The organism is Paraburkholderia lebeckiae, assembly GCF_050436325.1.
In the GTDB taxonomy this organism is placed as follows: domain Bacteria; phylum Pseudomonadota; class Gammaproteobacteria; order Burkholderiales; family Burkholderiaceae; genus Paraburkholderia; species Paraburkholderia tuberum.
This window is the reverse complement of sequence record NZ_JBNDLZ010000001.1, coordinates 450253-476752: the sequence shown is the minus strand read 5'-3', so window position 1 is coordinate 476752 and position 26500 is coordinate 450253. Positions and strand designations below refer to the sequence as shown.

Annotated in this window: 19 protein-coding genes and 3 pseudogenes; 11 read left to right on the top strand and 11 right to left on the bottom strand. The window is 61.2% G+C overall.

Annotated elements, in window-relative coordinates; all coding sequences use genetic code 11:
- Positions 1 to 552: 552 nt before the first annotated feature.
- Both OKW44_RS02340 and OKW44_RS02335 read left to right on the top strand, forming a co-directional pair.
- Positions 553 to 3231, top strand: a complete 2679-nt coding sequence (locus OKW44_RS02340) for a DEAD/DEAH box helicase (protein ID WP_026225822.1) — start codon at positions 553 to 555, stop codon at positions 3229 to 3231.
- A 22-nt stretch (positions 3232 to 3253) separates the two neighbouring features.
- Positions 3254 to 4276: a zinc finger, SWIM-type gene (locus OKW44_RS02335; protein ID WP_018420586.1), complete on the top strand. Its 1023-nt coding sequence runs from the start codon at positions 3254 to 3256 to the stop codon at positions 4274 to 4276.
- A 123-nt stretch (positions 4277 to 4399) separates the two neighbouring features.
- Here OKW44_RS02335 and OKW44_RS02330 read toward each other — a convergent pair whose 3' ends face one another.
- Positions 4400 to 4765 (bottom strand): hypothetical protein, encoded by a 366-nt coding sequence (locus OKW44_RS02330; protein ID WP_018420587.1) that lies wholly within the window; start codon positions 4763 to 4765, stop codon positions 4400 to 4402.
- A 499-nt stretch (positions 4766 to 5264) separates the two neighbouring features.
- On the opposite strand from OKW44_RS02330, the gene OKW44_RS02325 reads away from it, so the two are divergent.
- On the top strand, positions 5265 to 6905 hold the full coding sequence (locus OKW44_RS02325; RefSeq protein WP_239499095.1) for an integrase catalytic domain-containing protein: 1641 nt from the start codon (positions 5265 to 5267) through the stop codon (positions 6903 to 6905).
- A 128-nt stretch (positions 6906 to 7033) separates the two neighbouring features.
- Here OKW44_RS02325 and OKW44_RS02320 read toward each other — a convergent pair whose 3' ends face one another.
- Together OKW44_RS02320 and OKW44_RS02315 are read right to left on the bottom strand one after the other, a co-directional pair.
- Entirely contained in the window at positions 7034 to 7771 is a 738-nt protein-coding gene (locus OKW44_RS02320; RefSeq protein ID WP_018420589.1) for an IS6 family transposase, read from the bottom strand.
- 210 nt (positions 7772 to 7981) lie between these two features.
- Positions 7982 to 9763, bottom strand: a complete 1782-nt coding sequence (locus OKW44_RS02315; protein ID WP_026225823.1) for a Rieske (2Fe-2S) protein — start codon at positions 9761 to 9763, stop codon at positions 7982 to 7984.
- A 277-nt stretch (positions 9764 to 10040) separates the two neighbouring features.
- On the opposite strand from OKW44_RS02315, the gene OKW44_RS02310 reads away from it, so the two are divergent.
- Positions 10041 to 10628 (top strand): DUF7686 domain-containing protein, encoded by a 588-nt coding sequence (locus tag OKW44_RS02310; RefSeq protein WP_018420592.1) that lies wholly within the window; start codon positions 10041 to 10043, stop codon positions 10626 to 10628.
- Positions 10629 to 10929: 301 nt separating this feature from the next.
- Here the strand turns inward: OKW44_RS02310 and OKW44_RS02305 are convergent, their stop codons facing one another.
- The 3 genes from OKW44_RS02305 to OKW44_RS02295 form a co-directional block, all read right to left on the bottom strand.
- Complete coding sequence (locus OKW44_RS02305; RefSeq protein WP_026225824.1) at positions 10930 to 11274, bottom strand: HVO_A0114 family putative DNA-binding protein; 345 nt, start codon at positions 11272 to 11274, stop codon at positions 10930 to 10932.
- On the bottom strand, positions 11271 to 11561 hold the full coding sequence (locus tag OKW44_RS02300) for a toxin-antitoxin system TumE family protein (RefSeq protein WP_018420594.1): 291 nt from the start codon (positions 11559 to 11561) through the stop codon (positions 11271 to 11273). Before OKW44_RS02300 ends, OKW44_RS02305 begins: the two co-directional genes overlap by 4 nt.
- Positions 11562 to 11856: 295 nt before the next feature.
- Positions 11857 to 12237, bottom strand: coding sequence for a hypothetical protein (locus OKW44_RS02295; protein WP_162633938.1), 381 nt, complete (start codon positions 12235 to 12237; stop codon positions 11857 to 11859).
- On the opposite strand from OKW44_RS02295, the gene OKW44_RS02290 reads away from it, so the two are divergent.
- On the top strand, positions 12160 to 12387 hold the full coding sequence (locus OKW44_RS02290) for a DUF1488 family protein (protein ID WP_018420596.1): 228 nt from the start codon (positions 12160 to 12162) through the stop codon (positions 12385 to 12387). The two genes, OKW44_RS02295 and OKW44_RS02290, sit on opposite strands and share 78 nt — an antisense overlap.
- Positions 12388 to 12600: 213 nt before the next feature.
- Here the strand turns inward: OKW44_RS02290 and OKW44_RS02285 are convergent, their stop codons facing one another.
- Positions 12601 to 13005, bottom strand: coding sequence for a hypothetical protein (locus OKW44_RS02285; RefSeq protein WP_026225825.1), 405 nt, complete (start codon positions 13003 to 13005; stop codon positions 12601 to 12603).
- 85 nt (positions 13006 to 13090) lie between these two features.
- A pseudogene (locus OKW44_RS02280) lies at positions 13091 to 13399 on the bottom strand (site-specific integrase); the annotation flags it as partial.
- Between the two features lie 564 nt (positions 13400 to 13963).
- Here OKW44_RS02280 and ltrA point away from each other — a divergent pair.
- From ltrA to OKW44_RS02265, 3 genes are all read left to right on the top strand, one after another.
- Positions 13964 to 15301, top strand: coding sequence for a group II intron reverse transcriptase/maturase (ltrA, locus tag OKW44_RS02275; RefSeq protein WP_018420598.1), 1338 nt, complete (start codon positions 13964 to 13966; stop codon positions 15299 to 15301).
- Positions 15302 to 15671: 370 nt separating this feature from the next.
- A complete protein-coding gene (locus OKW44_RS02270) occupies positions 15672 to 17066 on the top strand; it encodes a serine hydrolase domain-containing protein (protein ID WP_018420599.1) in 1395 nt (464 codons plus the stop codon).
- A gap of 632 nt (positions 17067 to 17698) precedes the next feature.
- The gene (locus OKW44_RS02265; RefSeq protein ID WP_280783377.1) at positions 17699 to 19240 is read left to right on the top strand and encodes a trypsin-like peptidase domain-containing protein; all 1542 of its coding nucleotides are present in this window, start codon (positions 17699 to 17701) and stop codon (positions 19238 to 19240) included.
- 976 nt (positions 19241 to 20216) lie between these two features.
- Here OKW44_RS02265 and OKW44_RS02260 read toward each other — a convergent pair.
- The 3 genes from OKW44_RS02260 to OKW44_RS02250 all read right to left on the bottom strand — a co-directional run bounded on the left by OKW44_RS02260 (position 20217) and on the right by OKW44_RS02250 (position 24089).
- On the bottom strand, positions 20217 to 20486 hold the full coding sequence (locus OKW44_RS02260) for a DUF1488 family protein (RefSeq protein WP_018420601.1): 270 nt from the start codon (positions 20484 to 20486) through the stop codon (positions 20217 to 20219).
- 214 nt (positions 20487 to 20700) lie between these two features.
- Positions 20701 to 22407, bottom strand: a complete 1707-nt coding sequence (locus tag OKW44_RS02255) for a site-specific integrase (RefSeq protein ID WP_429409439.1) — start codon at positions 22405 to 22407, stop codon at positions 20701 to 20703.
- Positions 22408 to 22953: 546 nt separating this feature from the next.
- Positions 22954 to 24089 (bottom strand): IS3 family transposase gene (locus tag OKW44_RS02250; protein ID WP_085952337.1). Its coding sequence is split into 2 segments (ribosomal slippage): positions 22954 to 23825 and positions 23825 to 24089, totalling 1137 coding nucleotides; the frame shifts between segments, so codons are not numbered across the junction.
- 156 nt (positions 24090 to 24245) lie between these two features.
- Between OKW44_RS02250 and OKW44_RS02245 the strand changes: the two are divergent.
- From OKW44_RS02245 to OKW44_RS02235, 3 genes and pseudogenes are all read left to right on the top strand, one after another.
- Positions 24246 to 24512 (top strand): annotated as a pseudogene (locus OKW44_RS02245) (SET domain-containing protein); the annotation flags it as partial.
- A 147-nt stretch (positions 24513 to 24659) separates the two neighbouring features.
- A pseudogene (locus OKW44_RS02240) lies at positions 24660 to 25598 on the top strand (IS1595 family transposase); the annotation flags it as partial.
- 160 nt (positions 25599 to 25758) lie between these two features.
- A complete protein-coding gene (locus OKW44_RS02235) occupies positions 25759 to 25914 on the top strand; it encodes a transposase (RefSeq protein ID WP_018420607.1) in 156 nt (51 codons plus the stop codon).
- Positions 25915 to 26500: the final 586 nt, after the last annotated feature.

Sequence of the window (26500 nt, the reverse complement as noted above, 5' to 3'; positions counted from 1 at the left end):
CGCGCGCGTGACTAGGCTTCGGGGCGTCCCCGGTCGATGCCCGGCTCCGGAGGTTCAAGGAGCAGCGTTGAACGTCCGCAGGTCGGTCCAACAGGACACTCTGCCATTTGGTCGTTTGTAACAAGCGCAACTGATTTTCGGCGGGCGGGTGGGAGCGCCATCGGCATCCCAACTCGTATGAGTCAGGTTTTGGTACCCTTTCATCGTGAGCCCTGTTTCTCCTGGCCGGATTCGAAAATTCACGGGGACCGCCGTGAAGGTTGAAGGTCGGTCAGCCGGTGGCAGAGCGGGGGCGAGCATCCGTCAGTTGATACGTAGCAGTCAGGTTGTCCTACAGCAGATGAAAAGACAGTTCACAAGACATGCTCAACGCAGCGACCAGGCATACCCCGGACGCTTGGCCCACCCCACAATCCCGGCGAACCACGCGCAGACGGAACTTCGCCCAGTTCGCACTGGGCCGGCGGGCCTGCCGGTTGATTCCGAGGCCGCTTTCCTTGAAAACAGGCCGCTTCAGCGCTTGTTGCAACAGTGCCATGAGGACGGGCGTTTTTGACTGCTTCCGACATTCTCGCGCCACACCTGACGCCGGGTGGTCACCTGCTTGCAGTTCCAGAGGACGACGCGCCACTACTGGCGGATGAAATACGACCGCGGCTAGGCAGTTCTTTTTCGCTTGGCGCAGGACATGGCCTGCTGCATCTGGGAACGGCGGAAATCGGCCGCATTTTGCCGCCCGCCTGGGCCTGGTGGCGAGATTTTGCCGCGCGCTATGTCACCGCCTTGTGCGCCACACCCGAGGGCGGCGAGATTGCGGTCGTCACGCCCGCTGCCAAGGACTTCGATGCCCTGATTGCCGATGCGCCGCCGATGACGGGCGGGGAGTATCTAACGCCAGATGTGCTAACCACGCTGTGGGGCGAGATCGATACTGCCTTGCACCAGGAACTGGCGACCGCAATGGTCTCGCTTCAGGATTTCCTCAAGTTGCGCCACCCGGCCTGGAATCTGGTCGGCCGTGTGCATTTCAACCTCGCTGAGAACCGCAAGGACACGGAGTCACCGTTCGCCTTCCTTGCGACTTACACCTCGCGCCTGTCGGCCCATGGCAAAGCGCAACACCAGCCACTGTCGCAGGCCCTGGCGGAATTTTCGGGAGCCAGGAGCAAGGCGCAGCTCCTGTCATTACTGCTGCCGGTGCAGCGCGCCGCGGAACACTGCGATTGGCTTCGCGAAATGGTGGATACCGGCGAGATATACCATCCGCTGCGCTGGACGCCGCTTGACGCCCATCGCTTTCTCTCGGACCTGTCCCAACTGGAAGCCGCCGGGATTGTCGTACGCACGCCAGGCGTCTGGCAGGCGGGCCGCCCTGTTCGCCCCGTTGTGAAAGCCAGCGTCGGAGCACGACCGCCTTCGCTCCTGGGCAAGGATGCGTTGCTCGATTTCAGCATGGAGGTCTCCCTCGACGGCGAGCGTCTCAGCGCCTCCGAGGTCAGGGATCTGCTCAAAGGCGTCGATGGCTTGCAACTCATCCGTGGTCGCTGGGTCGAGGTGGACAAGAAAAAGCTCAGCCGCCTCCTGAAGCGATTCGAGGCCATAGAAAAGGCGGCACAAACCGGTCTGCCTTTCAATGAGGCCCTACGCCTTCTGGCGGGTGTTTCGCTCCACGATAACGCCGATCCCGCTGACCTCGACTGGTCGCAGCTTGTTGCAGGGCCCTGGCTGGCCGACATGCTGCAGGAATTGCGTCAGCCGGAGGGGTTGGCGCAGATCAGTCCGGGACCGGAACTCAAGGCGAACCTGCGGCCCTACCAACGGGCCGGCGTGCGGTGGTTGTACCTGCTCACCCGGCTCGGACTGGGCGCTTGCCTGGCGGACGATATGGGCCTAGGCAAGACCATGCAGGTACTCTCGCTGCTGCTCGTGATGAAGCGTGAAAGCACCGAGGTGCGGCCCAGCCTGCTGATTGCCCCCGCATCGCTGCTGGCCAACTGGGCGGCAGAGGCCGAGCGCTTCGCCCCGGGCTTGCGCCTGCTGATCGCACATCCGTCGGTCATGCCGGCGGCCGATTTGCGTGCGCTGGACGCCGCGCGGCTTGCGGACATCGATCTCGTCATCACCAGTTTTGGCTCGCTGCTTCGCCAGCCGGTACTGGGGACCATCCAATGGCGCCTTGCCATCGTTGATGAAGCACAGGCGATCAAGAATCCGGGCGCCAAGCAAACGCGACAGGTCAAGCAACTCCAGGCACAATCGCGCATCGCGCTGACTGGCACCCCCGTGGAAAACCGCCTGTCCGACCTGTGGTCCATTTTCGATTTTACCCACCCCGGTTTGCTGGGCTCGGACAAGGTCTTTGCCAACTTTACCAGGCGGCTGGCGAAGGCCGAGCACTTCGGCCCGCTGCGAACACTCGTACGGCCCTACATCCTGCGCCGCCTGAAGACCGACAAGCGGGTAATCGACGACCTTCCGGACAAGACCGAGCTCAAGGCCTGGTGCCACCTGAGCCCGACCCAGGCGGCGCTTTACCAGCGTGCGGTGAAGGATCTGGCCGCCGCGCTTGAGGACGCCGAAGGCATCGGTCGCAAAGGTGTGGTGCTGAGCTTCCTCATGCGCTTCAAACAGATATGCAACCATCCGTCGCAGTGGTTGGGTGACGCGGCCTGGAAGGCGGAAGACAGCGGCAAGTTCGCCCGCCTGCGCCAACTGGCCGAAGTCATTGCCGCCAAGCAGGAAAAGATGCTGGTATTCACCCAGTTCCGCGAAACCACTGAGCCGCTGGCGGCATTTCTGGGTTCGATCTTTGGCCGCGAAGGTCTGGTGCTCCATGGTGGCACCCCCGTGGCCCGGCGCCGGGAGCTGGTCAAGCGATTCCAGGACGATGAGTTGACGCCCTTCTTCGTGCTCTCGCTCAAGGCCGGTGGGGCGGGGTTGAATCTCACCGCTGCTTCGCATGTGATCCACTACGACCGCTGGTGGAACCCGGCCGTGGAAAATCAGGCGACTGACCGTGCGTTTCGTATCGGCCAGCAGAGGAACGTCCTGGTGCACAAGTTTATCTGCCGTGGCACGATCGAGGACCGTATCGACCAGTTGATCGAAGTGAAGCAGCAATTGGTGAAGGATGTGCTGGAGGGCGGCGCGGAACTGCTGCTCACCGAGATGAGCGATCGTGAATTGCTCGATCTCGTGAAGCTCGACGTTTATGCCGCGCAAGAAAACTGATCGTCAGGAGAGAGGAAGCGCAATGGGTTACGGTTACGGGGGATGGAAGCCCTATGTCTCGGTCGCCGAGCGCAGAAAAAAGGCTGAACGGGCCGCCGCGAAGGCTAGGAAGGCTGGTGCGGTCCTGTCGCCAATCGCGTCGTATCGAGGCGCCATCGCCAGGACCTTCTGGGGCAAGGCCTGGTGTGACAATCTGGAAGGCTATAGCGACTATGCCAACCGCCTGCCGCGCGGCCGTACCTATGTGCGCAATGGTTCCGTGATTGACCTCCAGATTACGGCAGGCGAAGTGCGAGCGCAGGTAATGGGTTCGAGCCTCTACACGGTCGGCGTGAGCGTGACGGCGTGCCCGGCAAAGCAATGGCGAACAATTGGTGCCGACTGCTCGGGGTCGATCGATTCGATGGTAGAACTGCTGCAGGGCAAATTCTCGACTGCCGTGATGGAGCGCATCTGCAGACCCGGAACGGGTCTTTTCCCAGTGCCGAAGGAAATCAGGTTCAATTGCAGTTGCCCGGACTGGGCGTCGATGTGCAAGCACGTAGCTGCCGTACTCTACGGCGTCGGCGCGCGGCTCGACCAACAGCCGGAATTGCTCTTCGCCTTGCGCCGCGTCAATGCCAATGATCTCGTCAGGCAGGCCAGCGCTGGACTGCCCAAATCCACAAAACGACCCGCTACCAGCAAGGTGCTCGACGACGCGCTGGTGGCCGATGTGTTTGGCATCGAGATGGCCGACGCCTACTCACCGCCGAAGCCCGTTGCCGGACGTAACAAACCACCGGCAGGTAAGGTGACAGCAAGGAAGGCGACCAGGTCGGCTGTCTCGACAGCCCGCAGGCCACCGGCGAACGCAAAGACTGCGGAGGACAATAAATCGGTAACAAAGAAGTTACCAGTCAAGCCATCCGCTGGGCCACGTAAATCAACATCGGGCAACATCGTTGCCGGTAAAGCAAACGTGGCGAACTCGCCTGCAACGCCGAAAGAGGCTGCAACAAGGAAACGCGCCATTACTAGACCGGTGAAAGATACGTCCCGCTAAACTCGGATTCCATCTCGCATGGCTACGCGCGAAGCGATTGACGTCGATGAATGAAATTCTTTTCATCGATGCATCTACGACTGCGCATCGTCATCGCGTCAGCTGACCTGATCTCATAACTCGTTAGACGCCCAATAGCCGAATCCGACCATCATAGTTCATCTGGATGAGCACCTCTCGCATGGCCTTGACCTCTCGCTCGTCGACCTTTCGAATATCCAGATCATAGTTCCGCAGGCTGGTTGTCAGGCGCACTACGGCTGATTTTCTGTCAAGGTCGAGTTCCTCCAGCAATTCCTCCTCGTCTTCCACGTACCGTTCAAAGGAAACTGTCACCCCTCGCTCCCAATCTCCCAGCAGGTGTTCGTATTTCGGCGTGCGCAGAAGGGTAAGGCTTTCGATCTCGGTCGCATCCGCGGGGGCGATGACCGCAAAGGACACAATCAAGTCGTCCCCGTACTCAGTCGAGATAAACGCGACAGTTTCCATAATCTTCGGTCTATGATTTCCGCAATCACAACGCCCAATCATCGAGCCGCGATGATCTTTTTCCGACGTGGAGGTCAAGCACCAGCAACGATAGCATGGCGCATGACAGCGGGCGGCCGTCTGACTGATCGACCCAGTTTCTTTGAGTTACCTCGGATTGACCGGCGCCCACCCCTCATCTGGGGCAGTAACTGGCCCAGTAGGTGTCACTCAGACCGGACCTACGGCCATCCCTTCTCGCTCCGACATGGAACGGTCGCCGGGAATGCACATTTGCACCCTTGATCCCGGCCGGCCAATCCCCTTAGCTGCTCAAATGTAGATTATCAGTTACGATGGCCGCCCGGGCGACAACTATCTTGGCCGGTCGGCGGGGTTAGTTGTCGCTGCTCAGCCGCATTGACTCAAGATTTTTGCTACCAAGCGGTACCTGTTGCCTCATGTAATTTGTTACCCGTCAGAATGCTGGCGGGGACGACTTATGACGAGGCGGCTCAGCATGAGAACACGACGGGAATTGACTGAGGCGGTTGGCGAGCGGTATCGACGTTCTGACCGGACGGAGAAACGCCAGATCCCGGACGAATTCATTCAATTGACGGGCTATCACCGCAAGCATGCGATCCGGGTGCTGTGTCGGGATCCGCAGCCGCAAAGGGCGAAGCCAGGGCCGCAGCGACGCTATGGCGACGAAGTGCGTGCGGCGCTGATCACGCTGTGGGAGGCCGCCGACAGGATCTGCGGCAAGCGGTTGGAGGCGCTCATCCCGACGCTGATCGACTCGATGACACGGCATGGTCACCTGTCGCTATCGAAGGACGTGCGCCAACGGCTTAAGCAGATCAGCGCCGCTACCATTGACCGGCTGCTGCGCGACGTGCGCGAACAGGCCTTCTCCGGCCAGCGCCGGCGCGCCGGAGGAATCGGCAATGCAATTCGCCGTGCGGTGCCGATCCGCACGTTCTCTGACTGGAACGATCCGTTGCCCGGCTATCTCGAGGTCGATTTCGTCGAGCATTGTGGTGGCACCAAGATCGACGGCGACTTCGTGCACAGCTTCGTGATGACAGATATCGCGACCGGCTGGACCGAATGCCTGACCATGCCGTATCGCAGCGGGGCGTTCGTTCTCGAGCACATCGAGCGTGTTAGCCGTGCGTTGCCGTTTCCGCTACATGGTCTGGATTGCGATAACGATACTGCCTTCATGAACGCGGCCATGCTTGACTTCTGCAAGGCAACGGGTATCGAACTGACGCGCTCACGTGCCTACAAGAAAAACGATCAGGCGTGGGTCGAGCAAAAGAATGGCGCCATTGTGCGTCGCCTCGTTGGCTATGGCAGGCTACGCGGCCTCGAAGCCACGGCAACCCTTGCTTCCCTCTACGAGGTGTCGCGGCTGTACATCAACTTCTTCCAGCCGTCATTCAAGCTGAAATCGAAGACCCGTCACGGCGCGAGGGTGACGAAGCGCTATGAGGCGCCCTTGACGCCGCTCGAGCGCGTGCTGCGCTCTGCTTCGGTGTCGGAGGCAACCAAACGCAGACTGCGTGCCCAGTTCAGAGCGCTCGACCCACTGGATCTCTTACGTCGAATGCGCGACGCCCAGCAGCGTGTCGCCGAATGCGGTGCTTCCGGAGCGGCGCCGCCGGAGACAAGAACATCCGGTCAAGTTCCACTCGCGGATTTCCTGGCGAGTCTTGGAACGGCGTGGCAGGCCGGCGAGGTCCGGCCGACGCATCGTCGAAAAGCGCGCGTCCCCCATGACTGGCGTACCCGGGAAGATCCGTTCGAGCATACTTGGCCGAAGATACAGCAGTGGCTCGAAGCGGAGCCCGGCATTACCGCGCAAAAGCTCCATGAGCGTCTCACTTCGATGGCTCCCACCATGTATTCCGGCGCGCAGTTGCGCACCTTGCAGCGCCGCGTGAAGGTGTGGCGATCGAATCGCGCCAGAGAACTGATGACGCGGATACTCGGCGATGCGCGACGCGATGACGGCTGGCGCCGCTACGCAGCGCCAGCCGTCATCGCAAAACATTCGGACAGTGACAATTACCCGGGAGTAACATCATCCCGTGAGGCAACACGTCAGCTCGGCATAGTTGTCGCTCCTTCCGATTCGGGGTGGGGTAATTGACGCCGCCGCGCGCGCTTGTTGTCGTCGGCACTGCGACGCCGGTAGCTTTCCACGTTCAGCGCGACGGTCGCCAAGGCGTTGTCACATTACCGATCACCCGGCGAATCATGGGCAGGTGAGTCAATCACTCAGGAGACTGCAGACGGATTCTGGGCAGTCTCGGTGAATTCGCGCCATGCGACAAACCGCGCGGCGAGCTGCTTGCGATAAAACGAAGCGCGCAGCAAATGAAGCTTGAGCGCAAAGTGTTGCCGGATTGGTCCGGAGCACGAGAGGAAGACCTGCGTGCGTTCGGGTAGCCGGAACCCTCTCATGCGTCGCTCGCGTTCGCGCGTCGGCTGATGGCTGTTCTCTGCACGGTTGTTGACGCGGGCAGCCGCCTTGACGAACACATGCTTTATGTTCGCGAGTTCCGGGATTTCGGCCTTTGCCGCAGGGGAGCTGCGCAACTGGTCGGTGACGATTTTCTTCGGCACCTTGTGACAGGCCGCCAGTACGCGTTTGAAGAAGCGTTTGGCCGCAGCCTTGTCGCGGCGCTTTTGCAGGAGGATGTCGAGTTCGATGCCGTGCTGGTCGACCGCGCGCCACAGCACATAAGGCTCGCCGCGTAATGTCACGAACACCTCGTCAAGATGCCAGGTGCTGCCCGGCTGGCGCCGCGCAGCCTTGACGCGATGCGCGAAGCCGGCGCCGAACTTATCGGCCCACCTGCGGATCGATTCATGGCTGACGACCACGCCACGCTCGAACAGCAGTTCCTCGATGTCGCGCAGGCTGAGCTGGAAGCGAAAGTACCACCGAACGGCGTGGCTGATGATTGACGCCGGGAACCGGTGACCGTGATAGAGCGATTTCCTCTTCTTCATTACGACGTCTTAGTCGACCGGCCCCGCGAACGTGACAACGCCGGGTGGCCAAGTACCAGCTGCTTCGGCAGGTGCCAGAATCATGGGGAACGAAGCTGCCGTCAATCGACCACATTGAAGCCGAGCGTCGGCCCGATCTGCCCGACGACGCGTAGCAGACACTGCCGATGGACGAGCCCATGCGAAAGCCAGGACGGTTGGCGTCACGCGTTACGCTGATCCAGCTACCTGATGTATTTCTCCGCCCCTCATCAGGCGCCGCGCGATGTCGGCCGTTTGCAGCGTTGCGCGTTCCGTCGGTGAATGGGCCGCGAGATAGCGGGCGACCGCAATGAGAACGTGCCGTCCCTCGGCAGTATTGCCCCATGCAGCAAACTGGCGGACGCCGGCCTCCAGCATCTGATAGGCATGAAAGCCCGCATCTTCGCGCAGTACCGCAACCGCAAGTGTGGCAATCAGTGCCTGCGGCGGATGGCCAAGCGTGAGATGGCGCGCTACGAGCCTCGCCGCAAGATCGATCTGTCGCTGCCGGTCGAAAGCGTCGAGCAGGGCGGCTCGAATCGTCCCTTCATCGGCAGGAAGGTCGTCGAGCGGATCGTTGCCGTCGCCCGGGATTCGGGCCGGTGGCACATTCAGATACCGCGCAAGGTAGAGCGCCATGGCGGCGTGCAGGATGCCGCGAGCGGGCGCGACGTCACTGTCGATACCCGCGGTCCCAATGCGCCTGAGCATCTGGTGGAGCGCGTTGGCATGGGTAAAAACGTGATGCGCGGTCTCCCAGTCGGCGTGCTCGTTGGCATCGCCGAAGCGGGCCACGCGAAGCGCCGCTCCATACGCGAGGGATTGTCCCAGGTCAGCCGCAGCGGCGCCTGCGAGAATCGCCGCCTTCAGCGCGTCAATGATCTTCGCCGGATCGTCTCCAAGCAGTTCCCGGGCGAGCGCGGCGTGCTGCGACCAGCCTTGCAGAGCGCGCCCGGCAGCGAAAAGGCGTGACATCTGACTGGCTGCTTCGTCGCACAGCGCGACAAGATCAACGGGCTGGCGCCACGCGGTCGACTCCTCGGCGCCACGGGCGCTCACCACCTGGGCGACCACAGTGGGCAGCAAGGCGGACGCGTGCTGCCAGCCGATCAGGTCGAGGCACTCGAACGCCTTGTTGATGAAGTCGAGCAGATGACCGGTGTCGGCAAAAGCCCGCGCGGTCCCGGCGGACAGCAGGGCATCGGCGAGCACGGCCGGTGAAAGACCGGCGGCAATCGCCGTCAACAGCGTGCGCTCGGCCGCCTCGCGATGGCGCACGTTGGTCCAGAGGCGCTGCCAGCGCCTGAGCACGGCGGGCTCCGGCCGACTTCCCAGTGGTGCGCGCTCCCGCCGCGGTGCTTCGCCGTTGCAGTCCGCCGCCACATGACGCGCGCCGTGAAAGAGGGCGAGATAGGCAACGTCCGCTGGCAGTACGGACAACAGGTTGGCGAGCGTCGTCAATATCGTGAGACCGACGCCCCAGCCATCACGGTTCTGCGCGCCGAACAGCGCGACCTGCCGCACAATATCGGCCACGGGGACGCCGGCCGCGAGCTGACCCTGCACGGCTTTGGCGATGACGAGTCCGAGCTCGTGTGCGAGCCCGTCCGCAAGTCGCTGATGCCAGTGCGTTGCAGGATCGGAGTATCCAAACGTGGTCGCCACCCAAACGTCGCCATTGCGGACCTCGACCGCGCAGGCCGGTACGTCGTCTGCCCAGAGGTCGAACGTGCAGCCGCTTTCCAGATCGAAGCGGGCGTGGTGCCAGTGACAGGTCAGAATGCCGTCTTCAACAGTGCCCCGATCGAGTGGGAAGCCCATATGGGGGCAACGATTGTCGATGGCGAAGACGCGCCCGCGCTCATGGATAACGAGGATGGGACCATGGCCGCCCTGCACAATGCGCCGCCCCTTCGCTCGCAGCTCTTCAAGGCTTCCCACGAGCACGAAACCGTCATCGGGTGCATCCATGTTCGGCCTCCGGCATTCCTCCTTGCACGGGCGTCACAGGTACGTGCGCTTGCGTGCAAACACAAGCATACTCCGGGCAAAACGCCGAGACGTGCGTGGGACCGGGATGCGAACGCTGCGTTTCCCGAGCCGGAGCGAATGTAAGCTTATCAAGTACCGTGAGACTGGCTTGAGTGCCTAGCCGTCAGCCGTTGGGTTGGGCGCGCGTCAACGGAAATCCCATTGTTGAAGATTGGACCATGCTTGCCGTCCAGTAATTGCAGCCAAAGGAGTGCCGATGACCGATGTCACGTGTGCCCAGTGCGGAGCGGTAATGTCACCGCACGACGTTGTCAGCGTCGCGTCACCGGATGGCACCTTCCGGTTGCTCTGCAGCCGCTGTTTCAACACCGAAATGGCCCATCTTGCGGATGTCGACGCATTCGAGCATCCGGAGTTCACGCCCGTGCGTCTGGCCGATGCTGATGGTGTCGTACATGAGTTCCATTTCCGCAGCCTGCTGTTCGGCGACCAGCTCTCGCTGGAGGCATTCGAGCTGATTTCTGGGAACGAGGACTGCGCAGGCTTCCGTTTCCAGCTTCTCGGCGATCTCAGGTCGGACCCGTTCGAGCTACTCGGCGATCTGGTGCAGAAGGTCAAGCGCGCTCTGGCGTTCAGGCACCTGGTCGAGCATGCCGGCAAGCTCGATGTAACCGGAACGATGGTCCGTGGGCGAATCGAGTGGGACGGCAATGACAACGGCCGCATGCCATGTGTAGTCATTGAGGGCAGACGGGTCGACCGGACCGATTTTGGCGCGATGTTGATGGCGTTCGAAGGGTGGCAGTTCCGGGTTGAGCCGGTGGATCCGAGCGATGAGGCATGAGGCCGATTGATGTTGACCTCGGAGACGACGTGAGGCCCGATCTGGATGGATGAATCGGTGCACGCGCGCGAGCCTTCGGCCCGGCCCGACACCGCGGCGCGTGCAACCGGCGAGGGAACACGGCCAATAGAAGGGCACCTTCGACGATCAGTAGCACCTTGTGGCGCGCGTTAAAGTCGGCAGCGTCATTCAGGCTGACAGACCCCGCACGGGACATCCCGCTGGTCGGATTGAACGACATCATCGTCGCGTAGCCGACGATCATCACGAGGTGCACCCATGGCCGCGTGTTGCGATTCGGTTACAAGGAAACCTCGGCCGTCAACGCGTCCCACGGCGCGCTCAGACGTCCTTCTTCACGCACGACAAGGCCAGCATTCTCCAGAATCACCACGTCTTCGTAGACCCGTTTGTAGTCCCGATCCAGCGCAGTTGCCAACGCCTTCACGTTCTCTGCGCCTTCGCGATGTAGATGACGAAGCATCTCGAGGCGCTTTGGCGACAGCGCAGCCAGCATCTCCTCGAGCGACAAAAACGTCACGTGCCGCTCTTCAAAATTCTCGCCTGCCTGAGCACGGCTGAACGCCGCCGCGAATCGACGACCCATATCGCGCGTACCACCAACATGCACATTAAGTTTGCTCATGATTCACCTCGCTCGCGTTCTACATCCAGAAAATCAGCCACCATCTGCTCAGGGGTCGAAAATGCGTACGGCTCTTCCTGATCGCGATAGTGCCGGTGGTCGCCTTTGCCCCGCTCATTGTCGTAGCCGATGATTCGCTGACCTGAACGACCGTAAAACAGGCTGTACTTGAGACCGTGCGGTCTTTCGGCGTCGCTTTCCGGAAGTCGCCAGATGCGCATTTCGAGAATGGCCCCGTCCGGATAGACGGTTCGGTCCTCGAATAGGAGTGTCGCTTTCATCTTCATATGGCGTAGGATGCCATACAGATGTTATGGCGTCAAGCGCCATAACAGAGAGCAGGGAGTCCGGCGGCGCGAGGGCGTGGTCCTCCGTGCGCGACCTGCATCGTTCGTATTCAAACTCGCCGGCGCAACTCAACCAATGACCGCTATCGCGGAAGCTAAGGGTCCGCTCCCGCAGAGCGGTTATGTCCCGGCGGAGCTTTCAGATTTCGGCGGTCTGAACTTCGGGGAAGCGTTGAGCGCGGTCAGAACCGGCTCGTATATGAGGTGCGGGACGACGCCGTCTACATTCACGTCGTTACCGATACGCGCCGCGATCTACGAACGTTTCGTCTATGCCGACCGCGGTCATCACCAAACACAAAAACCGCTTGCAGCGACGCCGGCCTGAGCAAATCGTGAGTACTCGACATGCGCCATGGCGATCGTCGTTCATGAACGCCTGACGGGGATGAAACGTCACCTCGTCGGTGATCGCGCCGATGCCGACTTCTGGTCGATTTATCGCTGTGCAGTGCACCACATAGGAAACGTTGCGAATGATACCGTCGAGGTGCGACATGGAAGTGCCTGATCGCGCGGCCGCCGTCTCGCTGGACGGATGCGCCTTGGTTTTTGGCTGCCAGTCCGCGGGCGCGAGGTGGAAGGCACCGTTGCACGTGACGCGCTCGAAGAACACTTCTGGCTACCACTCAACGCCGACGCGACGTGCACACTCAGGACGTTTGAAAACGGCCGAAACCGCATCCTCGCAGTCGCACAGGGAAAGTTGTCGGCGCGACCAGACGAGCCGCTGTGGCTGACGGCAAACGATTTCATCATCCGATAGCGGGATACGGCGACGAGGACCGACCTGTGCGGGGTCTGCGACTGGCGGGCAGGAATAAAAGCGCGACCGTTCGTGTCAAAGCCATTTTGAAATGTCATAGCGGCAGCAAAGTAGAAGTGTCGCGGTTTGTGTCCTTGTTATCTCTTTGACGAGGTTCTGAGTACGGAGTCCTGGAGGCTGACTGTTGTTCTGCCAATTGCGGTGTTCAGATCCTCAACGGTGATTTCGCGCTGCTTTTTTGTGCCGGTCCTGCGCTCCTTCAACTTCGGTGCCTGCCCCTGATTGGTTCGTGACGGCGAACGCGCGGCGGTTGTCGCGGTCGGCCTGAATCAGTTGCGCGACCTGCAGCACATGCCCCAGCCGCTTGTGATCGACCACGGCACCCTGATCAATCTCGGCGAGCCGGTTATAAGGTCTGCAGGGAAGGGCGACGCCATCGGCGCGGATCTCGATGAGCCCGTCGGGATATTCATACACGTCTATGTAGCGTCCCACCAGCTTGCGGTTCGAGTCCGTATTATCGAGCAGGTAGATCACCCGGTCGTACTGCAGCGTCAGAGAGCGCGTGACCCGCCGCGGTTCACGGCACGTCTGGATGGTGTCGAGGTTCTCGTCCACACGTAGCGGCCGGTGCGCGTTGAAGGCGCTGCGCGGCACCTTGCCGAAGCGCGCGTTGTAGTCGGCGATGAAGTGGGGCGCATATGCGGGGCACGCGCACCGGTTGCATCCTGACCATCAGTTCAGGCCGGTCGAGCGTGATTGTGAAAAAGAACTTCAGGCCGGTGATCGCGTGGTTCAGCGATACGGCCGATGTGCCGTGGTCGACCAGATAGAGCTGGTAGCGGCGCAGGTCCTCGACGGTGGCGGTGGCAGGTGAGCGCCCGAGAAACCGGGCGAACTCACGCACGATGTGCAGATAGATGTCCTGTGTCTTGGGGGCTAGCTGACGCATGCGCATGTCGTCGATCATGCGTTGGCGCAATCGGCTGACGTTTGCCGGTGAGGAGGTCATGATTCGGCTCCTGTTGAAGAACGAGGCGGATTGCCTCATTCGCCAACATAAACCGCGTGACCGGCTTGACCTTCACCTCCAGCGTCGGATCGTAGCTCCTACCGCGCGAGCGGTTTAGTGTACGCCCGTGATGGCGTGCTATCTGCGGGGTGTAAGTCCCCGTCGGAGTTGGCCACAGCTCCGTAGCTGAAGGTAACTGCGTCGTCGTGAGGCGGGGTGGGGAGTAACCGGAAGCGAACTGTCGGTCCGTAGGTTAACGAACCTGTTTCGGCGGGGTATGGCGGCGAGCCTGCACTAAAGTGGCGAAGCCTGGAAACAACACAGCACGCTGTCGTGGCGGACAAAGCGGTGCGGTGGCGTACCACGTGGTTGAGGACGGAACGATGGGACGGTAGTGCGAAGCAAGCGGGGAGACCTGTCAGCGAGGTGAACGCTGGCAGGAGTCAGAGTCCCGATAGTACTGCACACGGCAGCGTCAAGCCGTGGAGACCTGCGTCAGAGCAAAAGGCGCACTAGGGAAGCGGGGCAGGAAAGTTGATAGCAAAAGACCGGAAGGAAGCAGAGATGAAGATCGAAGCATCGCCAGTGTCGGAAACGACTAGACGAGATGCAGACGCGCTGGGAAGCTGCGTGCAGCGGAAATTCGCGTCGGCTTCAATCTGGACGGACGCTATGTTGGCTGCTCTACAAAACGGAGTTAAAGGAGGTAAGTGGCACAGTCTGATCGACAAGGTGTTTCGCCTGGAAGCTCTCGCGCTGGGATGGGCTCAGGTCGAGAAGAACGCCGGGGCGGCGGGAGTGGATCGCATGAGCGTGAAGCGATTCGCGCAAGCGCGGGACCGATACCTCGCTGAACTGGCGCAAGCATTGCAGGATGGTAGCTATCGCCCGCAGCCAGTGCGGCGCGTCTACATACCGAAAGGTAAAGGACGTCGTCCGCTCGGTATACCCGCTGTAAAGGATCGCGTCGTTCAGGCGGCCCTGAAGCTGGTGATCGAGCCGATCTTTGAGCATGAGTTCGAGCCGAGAAGCTACGGCTTTCGCCCGGGCCTAGGCTGCAAGGATGCGCTGCGCGAAGTGGATCGGCATGTGAAAGCGGGCTACTGCTGGGTGGTCGATGCTGACCTGCAAAGCTATTTTGACTCGATTCCACACTCACCTCTTCTTGCAAGAGTGGCAGGGCGAATCTCGGACGGCCGGGTTCTGGAACTCATCCAGTACTTTCTCAAGCAGGACATCATGGAAGACATGACGCGTTGGACGCCGACTTCCGGCAGTCCTCAAGGGGCGGTTGTCAGCCCCTTGTTGGCAAATCTGTACCTGCACGAGCTTGACGTGGAAATGCGCGAAGCCGGGCTGGTAATGGTGCGCTACGCGGATGACGCCGTGGTGTTATGCCGCACGCGCGAGGAAGCGGAAGCTGCGCTCACTCGCATGCGGGCCTGGGTGAATGCGAACGGCTTGACACTGCATCCGGACAAAACCCACGTTGGGGATTGCCGGCTGGAAGGTCAAGGGTTCGAGTTTCTGGGCTACCGGTTCGAAGCCGGCGAGCGTTGGGTGCGCAAGAAGAGTCTCATGGGGCTGCGGGACAAAATCCGCGCCCTGACCAGACGTAACAGGGGCGATTCGATCGAGGGCATCGTTGCGTCGATCAACCCGATCCTGCGCGGCTGGTTCGGCTATTTCCAGAATGCCCACCGATACACCTTCTCGTCGGTCGACGGCTTTGTTCGCCGCCGTCTGCGAGCGATCCGGCGCCGACAGTTACACCGTCCGGGTCAAGGTAAATGCTTGCGCGATCACACCCGATGGCCAAATGCCTTCTTCGCTAATCTTGGGCTGTTCACGATGTCCGAGGCTCATCGATTGGCGCGCCAATCCCGATGTGGAAACAACTGACTGGAGAGCCCGTCGCGGGAAAACTGCACACCGGGTTCGGAGGGAGGGGACGGCGATCGCCGTTTCCTACCCCTATCCTTCGGCCAAAAGCCGACGTCCATCGATGGAGATCGAGTCGCCAACAATCGGTTCCCTCGTGGGAGCGCCGTTCTCGTGCGGCGGTTGCGCACCGGCCGCACGCCGCGCCTTATCAAACCGTACCTATCAGCGCTCGGGAACCCCGTCGAACGGTGTAGCCAAGATTGCAATCGTCGCTATTTTTTTCTTCAAAACGTTGTGTAGACTCTTACCTCGGAAAAGAACTGCTTACGCGCCAATGGTATTACTTTCCTGGTTTCGTTCAGGCGCGCGCCTAAGGGACAGCAAATCAATGGACAAGAATACCCAGGCTGCCGCTCCGGATTCTATCGGGCGGAAAATCACAGAATTACTCGCTGCGATTAACTCAAACGACCGCCTTGCAGTTCGAGCGTTTCTGGATGAAAACGTCGTCTCCCCGCCGGCTTCGCAGAAACATCCTGCCCGAAACGATCTCGAATGGTTGCTTGGGCTTTTCCGCATTACGCAGGGCGTGGACTTACTGTCCGTCGCCGAAGAAACAAATAACTCGACGGTGGTGGTCACCGTCGAGGACCGAGTCTACGCGGGATGGCACGAAATTCGATTGATTATGGAATCTGGTGGGTCAGGACGCATATTCGAGATGACCGCGAGGCCAACTCTCACGCGAAACGCAACTCGGACACAACTGGCCACGACGGATTTGGCTGAGCAGGCACGCGAACTCTGCGTGAAAGGATTCAATGCCGGTGTGTTTTCCGGGGCGGTGCTCATCGCGCACGGAGGTGAGGTTCTGTTCGAATATGCATGTGGTCACGCAAACAAGCGTTTTCACATCAATAATGGTCCGGATACCAAATTCAACCTGGGGTCCGCGAACAAGATGTTCACTGCCGTTGCGCTCGCGCAGCTGACAGAAACCGGTCAGCTCAGCTTTGAGGACTGTCTCGACAATTATCTGAGCGATGAGTGGCTTCCTGCCTCCGTGTCGAGTAGGGTAAAAATAAGACACCTTCTTACCCATACCTCTGGCTTGGGAAGTTACTTCAATGAGACATTTTTCAAGACTTCCCGCGACCTTTTCCGCAGCATAGACGACTTCAAAGTACTCGTTCGGGACGACCGCCCTGCGTTCGAGCCTGGAAGTGAGTTTCTATACAGCAACAGCGGTATGTTGCTGGCAGGTGCCGTTATTGAACGGGTAACTGGTGCGGACTACTTTAGTTATGTTCGCGATCGAATATTTGTTCCGTGCGGAATGTTTGACACCGACTGCTACGACATCGACGACCCCACCGAAAATCTCGCGATGGGCTATGTTCCCACATCGCAGAATCGGTCCGGATGGCGCGAAAACATATTCACCCACGTTGCCAAAGGCGGACCGGCAGGCGGCGGTTTCTCAACCGTTCGAGATCTTCACCGATTCGCCACGTCGCTCTTGTCCGATCGCCTGATTAGCCGCAAGACACGTGATTTGCTGTGGAGAGATCACATCGGGGCGCAGTATGGGTACGGATTTTTTGTAAGTGGTGAGGGGAGCGACTTAAAGGTCGGCCACGCTGGTGGTTTTCCGGGCATCAGTGCAGACTTCGAGATTCAACTGAATGGCGGTTTTGTTACAGTTGCGTTGTCTAACTACGACCTTGGAGCATTGGAACTATCACGGCGCCTGCATGAGCTAGTTGACCAAATATATTTTTGAATTGTCTCGATTCTCGCAACTAGCTGCCCTCCGCTGAATCTGCTTCAGCGGCCGGCACGACCGTCGAAGATGAAGTTTGAATGTCCGCTCTGGAATCCGTCGAAAGACCGCTGCGGGTCGATCAGGGACATTTGAAACGCGCGCTCTCAGCGCCTTGTCATCGACAAAAGGCTACTGAGCATCAGCGGCGAGCGCGGGGCCGACCAGTCAGAAGCGGCCGGCGACGACGCGCTTACCTATGCGCAGGAACGGATCGTCGGCGCTTTTTGCACCGCCGCATGAAACGCCCCCGACGACAACCCTTTGACGCACGCCAGGATTTGTACTCGCTGCAATTTGCCCGCTGCTTCCCTATAAATAAAAGAGGACGAGCGAGCAAACCGTTTGCGTCCTGATGGCCCATTGCTGGCAAACATGCTGCAGCCGAATCTCAAGTCGACTTTGATCCATCGAAGATCATGTATCGGGTCGATCGCATCCCTGCGCGCGAGCGCACTGGAACGCTCGGCGCTATCACACGCGCGAAATAATTTCTTCACAGTGCAAGGCACCATGGGAGGTGCGCTGTGTTTGACCTGACCAAATCGACCCACTCAACTCTGTCTCGCATCTGGTTTTACACCGCCGTAACAATGGCATGTCTGACCGGTTGTTCCTGCGCGGACGCAGCCGCAGTCGCCACTTCTCCGGCAGCTGCTTCCGCGGTTGCTCCTGCATCAGCGCCACCTTCGGCGCCCGCCACCGCGCCAGCGAGGGAAAAGAGCGCTGCAACCGCCAGCACGGCCGCACCAATCGACTTTCCGGCGGTCGTCGAGCGCTATGGGCCAGCGGTTGTGAATATCCGCGTGACAGTGCCGGTGAATGCGCCCGCGAGCGCGACGCCTGCTTTCGGTCCCAGTGCCGAAGCGGTCGACGGTGACGACCCCATCTTCGCGTTCTTCAAGCAGGCCTTGCCACAATCGCCAGACGGCCAGGGCGCTACGCCGCGCGCGATGTCGGGCGTCGGATCGGGCTTCATCGTGAGCCCGAACGGTCTCATTCTGACGACGGCGCATGTCGTCGATCAGTCGGGTGACGTGACTGTGCGTCTGACCGACCGGCGCGAGTTCAAGGCAAAAATCGTGGCCGTCGATACGCAAAGTGACATCGCCGTGATCCAGATCGACGCGACGAAGCTGCCTACCGTCAAGCTCGGCGATTCGGCGCGCGTGCGCGTCGGCGAGCAGGTGCTGACGATCGGTTCGCCAGACAGCTATCAGAACACGGTCACGGCGGGCATCGTCAGCGCGACGTCGCGCACGCTCGCCGATGGCAGCACCTTTCCGTTCTTCCAGACGGACGTGTCGCTGAACCCCGACAACTCGGGCGGTCCCGTGTTCAACCGCGCGGGCGAAGTGGTCGGCATCGACGTCCAGGTGTATGCCGATAGCGATCGCCTGCAGAGCCTGACGTTCGCAATCCCGATCAATATGGCGAACAAGGTGCGCTCGCAGTTGCAGGCTGAGCAAGCCCAGCAGGGCCAGCTAAGCGCGCAAGACAATGCGCGCAGCAATCTGGGCATTCAGGTAGAGGACGTCGATACGAATCTGGCGAGCGCGTTCGGCCTGCCGCGCGCGGCGGGCGCGCTGGTGACGTCGGTCGACCCGGGCAGTTCGGCGGCGGCGAGCAATCTGAAAACGGGCGACGTGATCGTGCAACTCGCCGACAAGCCTATCGACCACGCGGCCGATCTAACCGGACAGAACCCGGCGTTGCAGACCGGAACGAAAGTCCCGCTGAAGCTGATCCGCGATCACAAGCCGATGACGGTGATGGTGAATATCGGGCCAGCGTCGCAACAGGCGAACGCAGGTGCGGGCGGGGTTGCAGGCCCAAGCTCTGACGCAGGCTCGCGGCAGTTTCACGCGCTCGATCATCTTGGCCTCACGATGCATTCTTTGACCGACCAGGAACGGCACAGCATGGACCTTCCTCAAGGCCTGATGGTCGATGACGTGTCGGGGACAGCGGCCGCTGCCGGCATCAAGCCGGGCGATGTCGTGCTGTCGTTGAACGGCACGCTGGTCGCGTCGCAGGATGAGCTGGCGTCGCTCGCGGCAAAGGCTGGCAAGAAGGCAGCGTTGCTGATCCAGCGCAATCACGCACGAAGCTTCGTCACGGTCGACCTCAAATAAAAACCGGAGTGCGAGAGCGGCTAATCGATACACGATTCCCGCCTCGCATGCCGACGCGGTGAACACATGTCGCTAACGCCCCGGGTGAGGGACGATCACGACGGATCGCAGACCGGGCATATTCGCACAGCGTGTGTCAACCCTCTGCATAGTGGCCGCTGTGCTTCGAAAACGCTCATTTGGTACCGGGCATGGGGGCCGACCGACTCGGGTCGTGACGGCTCATTCACCGGCTGGGAGAGCTGCCATTCGTCGACGCCGGTTTGTGAATGTCCGCAAAGCAAGGTGCGGCCGCCGCAGGGCTCCTAATCACCGCCCGTCGGCTATGGCCGATGACTTGTCCTTGAGTGACGGCACGCAATGACCGTTCCGCTCTGATACCCGTCCTTGGAAACGCCACGGCTCGACCGGCAGCAAAGGGTCGCAAGTACTCATTCGCTTTCCGCGGGACGAGTCATTCGCGACCACCGACCTGTGAATGACAGGAAAGCGCCCCATACCCGTCTGACCGGCACCGATGCTCGAATGACGGCTCAGGCCGACTTGCCGTCCTCCCGGATTATCGCCGGCTGCCGGACCGCTCAGCTAGCCGTCCGCTGAAATGCCGCTTCGTCGCCGGCGGAGAGTGGGTTGGCGGGGCGATGTGCCCATTCCGAGACGGGCTCTTCGAGCTCGTTATGGTTCGGGCTTTCCCCGCATCGACGGACGCCACCCAGCTGAGCAGGCAGGAGCAGCGCTGGCGCTCTCGCGCATAGGTACAGGCCGCAGCGGCCGCCGATTCTCCTTTCCAGCTAAGAAGTGCTAAAGATAGTGCCGCGTTCCCGAGAATCAAAACCGATTCGTTGGTGTACGCAACTAACGGTCAGGTCCTCGCAGCGGCCGGCTTGGCTCCGCCACAACAGCATTGCCCAAAAAAAAAGGGCCGCCGGCCAGATTATTCATGCTTCGAGAAGCGTGCCCGATTCACCCGCGCTGTTCAGGGGCGCTCGAAGTCATCGGGTGTCAGTTCCAGGCGTACGCACGGATGCGCAAGTAGCTTCCGTTCGGCGATCGCGCGGATGCGGCTGTACCCGTCCCGGAAAATCCTCAGGATCCGGGCGTCCCCGGCCCGCGGCTCAAGCCAGAAGTGGGCCTCCAGCGCTGCAATCGTGACGATGCATTCGACGGTGGTGTTTCCGCGGACGAGCCAGAACGACACACCCTGTCGATTTGCCAGAATCTGCGGCTCGAATTCAGGTTTTTCCATGGCTGGTTCCGGGCGTCATCTCGTAGGCGAGTGAGCAGGCTGTCGATCGCTCCGATGATGCCAGCGATGGTCGCCGGCATGGGGCCACTGGCTGCCTGACATCACTAAAGTGGGCGGAGGATTGCGCGCTCCGCTTGCCGGTTTGTACCGGCGATCGAACCGTCATCAGGAAACGGTCAACCACCGTGCCGGTCGGTCATGCAGGTTGTCGCGCTCACTTCCGGGTCGTAAACGCCTCACTGATCTGCCGCGCGCGCTTAACCTCGTCACTGTGCAGGTAGATCGAGGTGGTCGATACCGAGGCGTGCCGCAGGTTGTCGCGCACCGTGGTAAGTTCGGCGCCGTGACCGAGCGCGTAGGTAGCGTGGGTGTGCCGCAACCAGTGGGGGCTGGCGCGGCGCAGCTTCTCCGCGAGCGGTGGGTGATCGGTTTCGATGGCACTGGCGGCAAGGACGAGAAAGCGCTCAAGCACGCTCCACAGGCGCACGCTGCTGATGGCCGTGTCACTGTCTGCTTCCAGGCTGCCGATGATCGGTGTGACCGGCCGCCAGCGCGCCGTAGTAGTCGGCAACTGGCGCCCGGCCAGATAGCGGACCAGTGCGTCCCACGCGAGCGGCGGCAGCGCCACCCGTGCGATCTTGCCGCCTTTGCCGGTGACGCGCAGCCAGTGCTCGCCGCGTGCGTCCGTCTCGACGTGGCCGAGCGTCGCGCCGACCAGCTCACTCGCGCGCAAACCCGTCGCAAAGCCGAAATCGAGCAGGAACCGTAAGCGCTGCGCGGCCGGAACCGTCCAGCCGTGAGACCATTCCAGCCCCTCGGCCATCGTACGCACCAGCGCCCATTCCCCGTCGGTAAAGGCGCGCGACGCGTCGAGCGTCGATGCCGTCTTGCCGCCGCGCACCTTGATGCCGGCAAACGGATTGGCCAGCACGTAGCGCTGTTCGACCAGCCAGCGGAACAGGGCGCCGAGAATCGACAGCGCGTGCGCGACCGAGCGCGCCGAGAGGGTGCCGTTAAACGGCCGCCAGTCCGGTGACGTGCGGGGGCGCACCGGGCCGATCCAGCGTCCCCGCGGCGCCGGATGGCGCAGGAACGTCCGGTACGCGATCGCGTCTTCGGTCGTGAGCGACGACAGCGCGCGGCCGCGTTCGACGATGGCCCAGAGGATCAGCCGCTCGGCTTCCTTGCGGTAGGTCCGCTGCGTGGCGGGCGACTCGTGCAGGGACAGCCACGTCTGCACGGCCTCGTAGTCGTTGGACGCGTCGAGCGTGCAGGTGGCGGGCGGTGCGCGGAACGTGCCGGCGGAGCCGTCGACCTCGTGCGGCAGTTTGAGGGTTTCCCACGGCACGATGTCGCCGCGCTGGCTCGCGACCACCAGCGCACGCGCCCTGTCCGTGAGGGCGGGCCAGGCGGCGAAGAACGCCTCGATCGAACGGGCGCTCGCCGTGCCGAGCCCCGGCACGGCCTTCCACCACTGGCGCCGGCGCGGAATGCGCACGGTGAGATCGGCGAGCGTCGTGATGCCGTACGCGTGCAGTACGCGCACCGCGCGCGGGGAAAACCACTGCGCGATGTCGTCGGCGATCTGTGGTTCCGGCGGGCGCGCCGTGCGCAGCGCATCGATCGCCTGCGCCACGCCTTTCGCTTGCTGCTCGCGTCCCGCTACAGGATGAGTGAGGAGTGCGACGAGATCGACGCGATGGGCCGCGCGCGCAACGTCCAGCAGCTTGCCGCGGATGCGCCCGAGGACGCCGCGCGCCGATTTCCCGTCACCGAGTGCGGAGGGCAGGTAACGCGCCACGGCCTGCCGCACGGACACGCCGGCGTACCACGCGCGGAGCACGGCAAGCTCGTCGGCACCGGGAAAACCGGATGCAGAGCGTGAGCCGACAGCAAACTTGATTCTACAGAACGAAGAAATCAACAACTTACGCTCGTACCCGACACCATACGTGAGATCGGACGCGCAGTTACTTGAGATTTTTCGGAAACCACTCGCTAATAAATGGGAATATAGCCAGACGCTATTTAAAGACATGGCGCGGTGCAACCGCAGCCGTCAAAACGGCGGACCAGAGATGCCGCCGGGATAAGAAAAAGGGGAGGGAATTTACTGCGATTTGTCCAAAATTGCGACGTCGGGGCGTCGCAAGTTGTCACCCAGGGCCACCGTCTTTCGAATGAGACCTCTGCCAGAGAACCCGAGGACCGCGTCAAAATGTGCATGAACTCCCGCGCGCGCCAAGGCTTCCCAAATGGGTTCTGCGAGTGTGTCTGACGAAGGAGGAACGACCGGGTACGCGGACTCTTCGGGGTGAAGTTTTCCACTATGCAGACCCGAAAGTGTCCAAAGCAGCGCATTTAGGCTGGTACGCGTAAACGTATGTCGATTTTCCGGGCTTGAATAGAGGTGGCCTCACCCATTCGGACAGTCTTCTGAGATTTTTAAGTGGAACGTCCGGGGCAGTCATGCTGCCAATTTGATCGCAGGCAGCGTCGCGAAGTATGCCTCATCCGGCGTGCGGTCTTCCAGACTCGAATGAGGTCGTCTCTGGTTGTACAGATTGATGTAATCGCCGATTGAGCGCCGGGCGTGGCCGACCGATTCATAGGCTTTCAGATACACCTCTTCATATTTCACGCTTCGCCACACGCGCTCGACGAACACGTTGTCTCGCCAGGCACCTTTGCCGTCCATGGACAAGCGGATGCCCCGGCTGAGCACGGCCTCGGTGAATGCTATCGCGGTGAACTGGCTGCCCTGGTCGGTATTGACGATCTCAGGTTGCCCGTACTTCGCGAACGCTTCTTCCAACGCCTCGACAGCGTGCATCGCCTCCATCGTGATCGCTACGCGGTGGGCCAGTACCTTCCTGCTGGCCCAGTCCACCACGGCGGTCAGATACACGAAGCCGCGCGCCATCGGGATATAACTCGTATCCAGTGCCCAGACCTGGTTTGGCCGATTGATCGTCATGCCCCGCAGCAGATACGGCCAGATCTTGTGCTGAGCATTGCGTCGGCTCGTGTTCGGCTTGCAGTACAGCGCCTCGATACCCATGCGCTTCATCAGCGTGCGCACGCGCCTGCGGCCAATCTCGTGTGCCTCGCGACGCAGCAGTCGCGCCAGCATCCGCGCTCCGGCAAACGGAAACTCCATGTGCAGTTCGTCGATCCGGCGCATCAGCAACTGGTCTGCGTTGCTCATCGGTTGCGCCTGGTAATACACGCTCGATCTTGCGATACCGACGAGTCGCGCCTGCTGCGAGACCGGCAATGCGTGTGTACGATCGATCATCGCTTTGCGCTCAGCAATCCCGCCTTGTTGAGCGCGCCGCTTAAAAAATCGTTCTCCAGCGTGAGCTGGCCGATCTTCGCATGTAGCTCCTTCAAATCGACTTGCGGCTCGCTCGACGCCGTGCCGCCTGCGCCAAATACGTCGGCGGCACGTTCCTGCAACTGCCGCTTCCATTCGGTGATCTGGTTCGGGTGCACATCGAACTGCTGCGCCAGTTCGGCTAGCGTCCGCTCGCCCTTGATCGCCGCCATCGCCACTTTCGCTTTGAACGCGGCCGAGTGCGTCCGTCGGGTTCTCTTCGTCATCTTCCTGGTTCCTTTGTCGGCATTATCGCCGGCTCAGGCCCCGAGCATTCCACTTATCCGACTGTCCGAATTTGCGCGGCCATCTCTCAGCTTCAGATTTTCCATGAAACCGAGCTACCGCCGACGTGAGTCCAGATCGGGTTGTCTCCTCGGCGTCTGTCGGATGGACGCGTGATCGACGGCAGCCGCGGCGGCAACAGCGCACGATGGCTGAATCATGCGTGCGCGCCCAACTGCGAGACCATCGAAGATAATGGTCGCATCTTCATCCACACGCTCCGGCCGATCGACGCCGGCGAAGAACTGTTCATTGAATACCTGCTGTCGACTGACGATCCGCTCGATGACGACGTTCGGGCGCAGTACGCGTGCCGGTGCGCCGCGTCGGAGTGTCGCCAGTCGATGCTCGCGGACGCGGCGTGAACAGGGTGTCGCAGGAAGGGAGTCGCAGCAATATTCTGAAAAGCGGCCGCGCTATGAAGGTGGAGAATGATCTGGTCCCCGGAAAGTGGACGCCATAAGGTCGATCTGGGTTATCCATTTAACCGGAGTTGAGCGTAGACTGGGGCAATGGAACGTCCTCATGCCAGCACCCACTATCCTAAGTCCCTTGGGGAGTTTCAGGCTTGGTTCCCGACTGATGCAGACTGCCTGGACTATCTGGAATGGCTGCGATGGCCTTGCGGCTTCGTCTGTCCGTCCTGTGGTCATCCGGGAGGATGGCGGCTTGGGGACGGCAGGTTCACGTGTACTGCATGCGGTAGCCGCACATCAGTGATGGCAGGCACCGTCTTTGACCGGACCCGTACTCCCCTTACGGTATGGTTTTCGGTCTGTTGGCATTTTGCCACCGGCAAAGACGGGATCTCGGCGCTGAGTTTGAAGCGGACCCTCGAGATCGGCTCCTACCAGACAGTGTGGGCTATCCTTCATCGCCTGCGGTCTGTGCTGATTCGCCCTGATCGGGAGCGCCTTTGCGGGACGGTGGAGGTGGACGAAACCTACATCGGAGGCAAAGAATCCGGACTTTCGGAGGGCCGTGCCAAAGGGAAGAAGATCCTGACGTGTATCGCGATCGAGATCGCGGAGCCGAAGGGATTCGGGCGCTGTCGAATGGCGCCCGTGGCGGATGCCTCCTCAGAATCGCTTCGCTGCTTCGTGTTGGATAACGTCGAGCCGGGGGCGACGGTCATCACCGATGCCTGGCAGGGTTACCGGTGGCTGGAGAAGAATGGTTACATCCATGACCGCCGTAGCCAGCGGGCCGCGTCGGCGCGGGGCGAGGACCCCAAAGAACTTCTGCCAGGTGTGCATCGAATAGCGTCCCTTGCAAAACGTTGGCTCCTGGGCACCCACCAGGGAGCGGTGGATTCTGCACACTTGCCCAGTTACCTGGACGAGTTCGTGTTCCGTTTCAACCGCCGCCGCTCACGTAGCCGAGGGATGCTGTTCTACCGGATCCTGGAGCTTGCTGTCGCCCATGGACCGGTTCGTTACCAAGACCTTGTTATGAGCCAGAGGCCAAAGGCTGCTCCTCCCAAGCCGCCGAGGCAACGCGGACATCCGCCCAGCCTGGAGCGACCTTCGCCGAGCCGCCCGTGGAGGCAAAACGCTAACTCCGGTTAAATGGACATCCCATAGGTCGATAATCAGCCTTGTGGAGAAAGCGATGAAATCAGTACCGAGACGGAAGTACACGGAGGAGTTTCGCGCGGCGGCGGTCGAGCGGGTAGTGGGCCGGCGTGGATTGCGGGAGGTTGCGCGAAGTCTGGAGATGTCGGACAAGACGCTCGCGCACCTGTTTGCAAGGCTCTTGCGGATCTGAACCGGCGGCTCGATTCAACCAGCGGGAGGGCTCTTGCACGGGCCAGTCGATCCACGGCTCCGCAGCGTCGCCCCCGGGGCGTCGTCGAATCTTTGCCCCTGTTTTCGTAAGTGAGGGGCGACGCGGCAATACGGCCGGCCGCCTCAGTGGGATCTGGGCTGCGACACCTCGCGGAACCCGGCCATGCGAGCAGGAGGGGAGCTCGGCTAGGCCAGCGGGTCGGTGGCACCCGGTCAACTGTCTCAGCTGGACCCTTCGCTGCCGGTCGAGCCGTGGCGTTTCCAAGGACGGATATCAGAGCGGAACGGTCATTGCGTGCCGTCACTCAAGGACAAGTCATCGGCCATAGCCGACGGGCGATGATTAGAATCCCTGCGGCGGCCGCGCCTTGCTCGCGGACATTCACAAACCGGCGTCGACGAATGGCAGCTCTCACAGCCGGTGAATGAGTCGTCACGACCCAAGTCGGTCGGCCCCATGCCCGGTACCAAATGAGTGTTTTCGAAGTACAGCGGCCATTGACTGTGCAGAGGGCTGACACACGCTGCGCGAATATGCCCGGATCTGCGATCCGTCGTGATCGTCC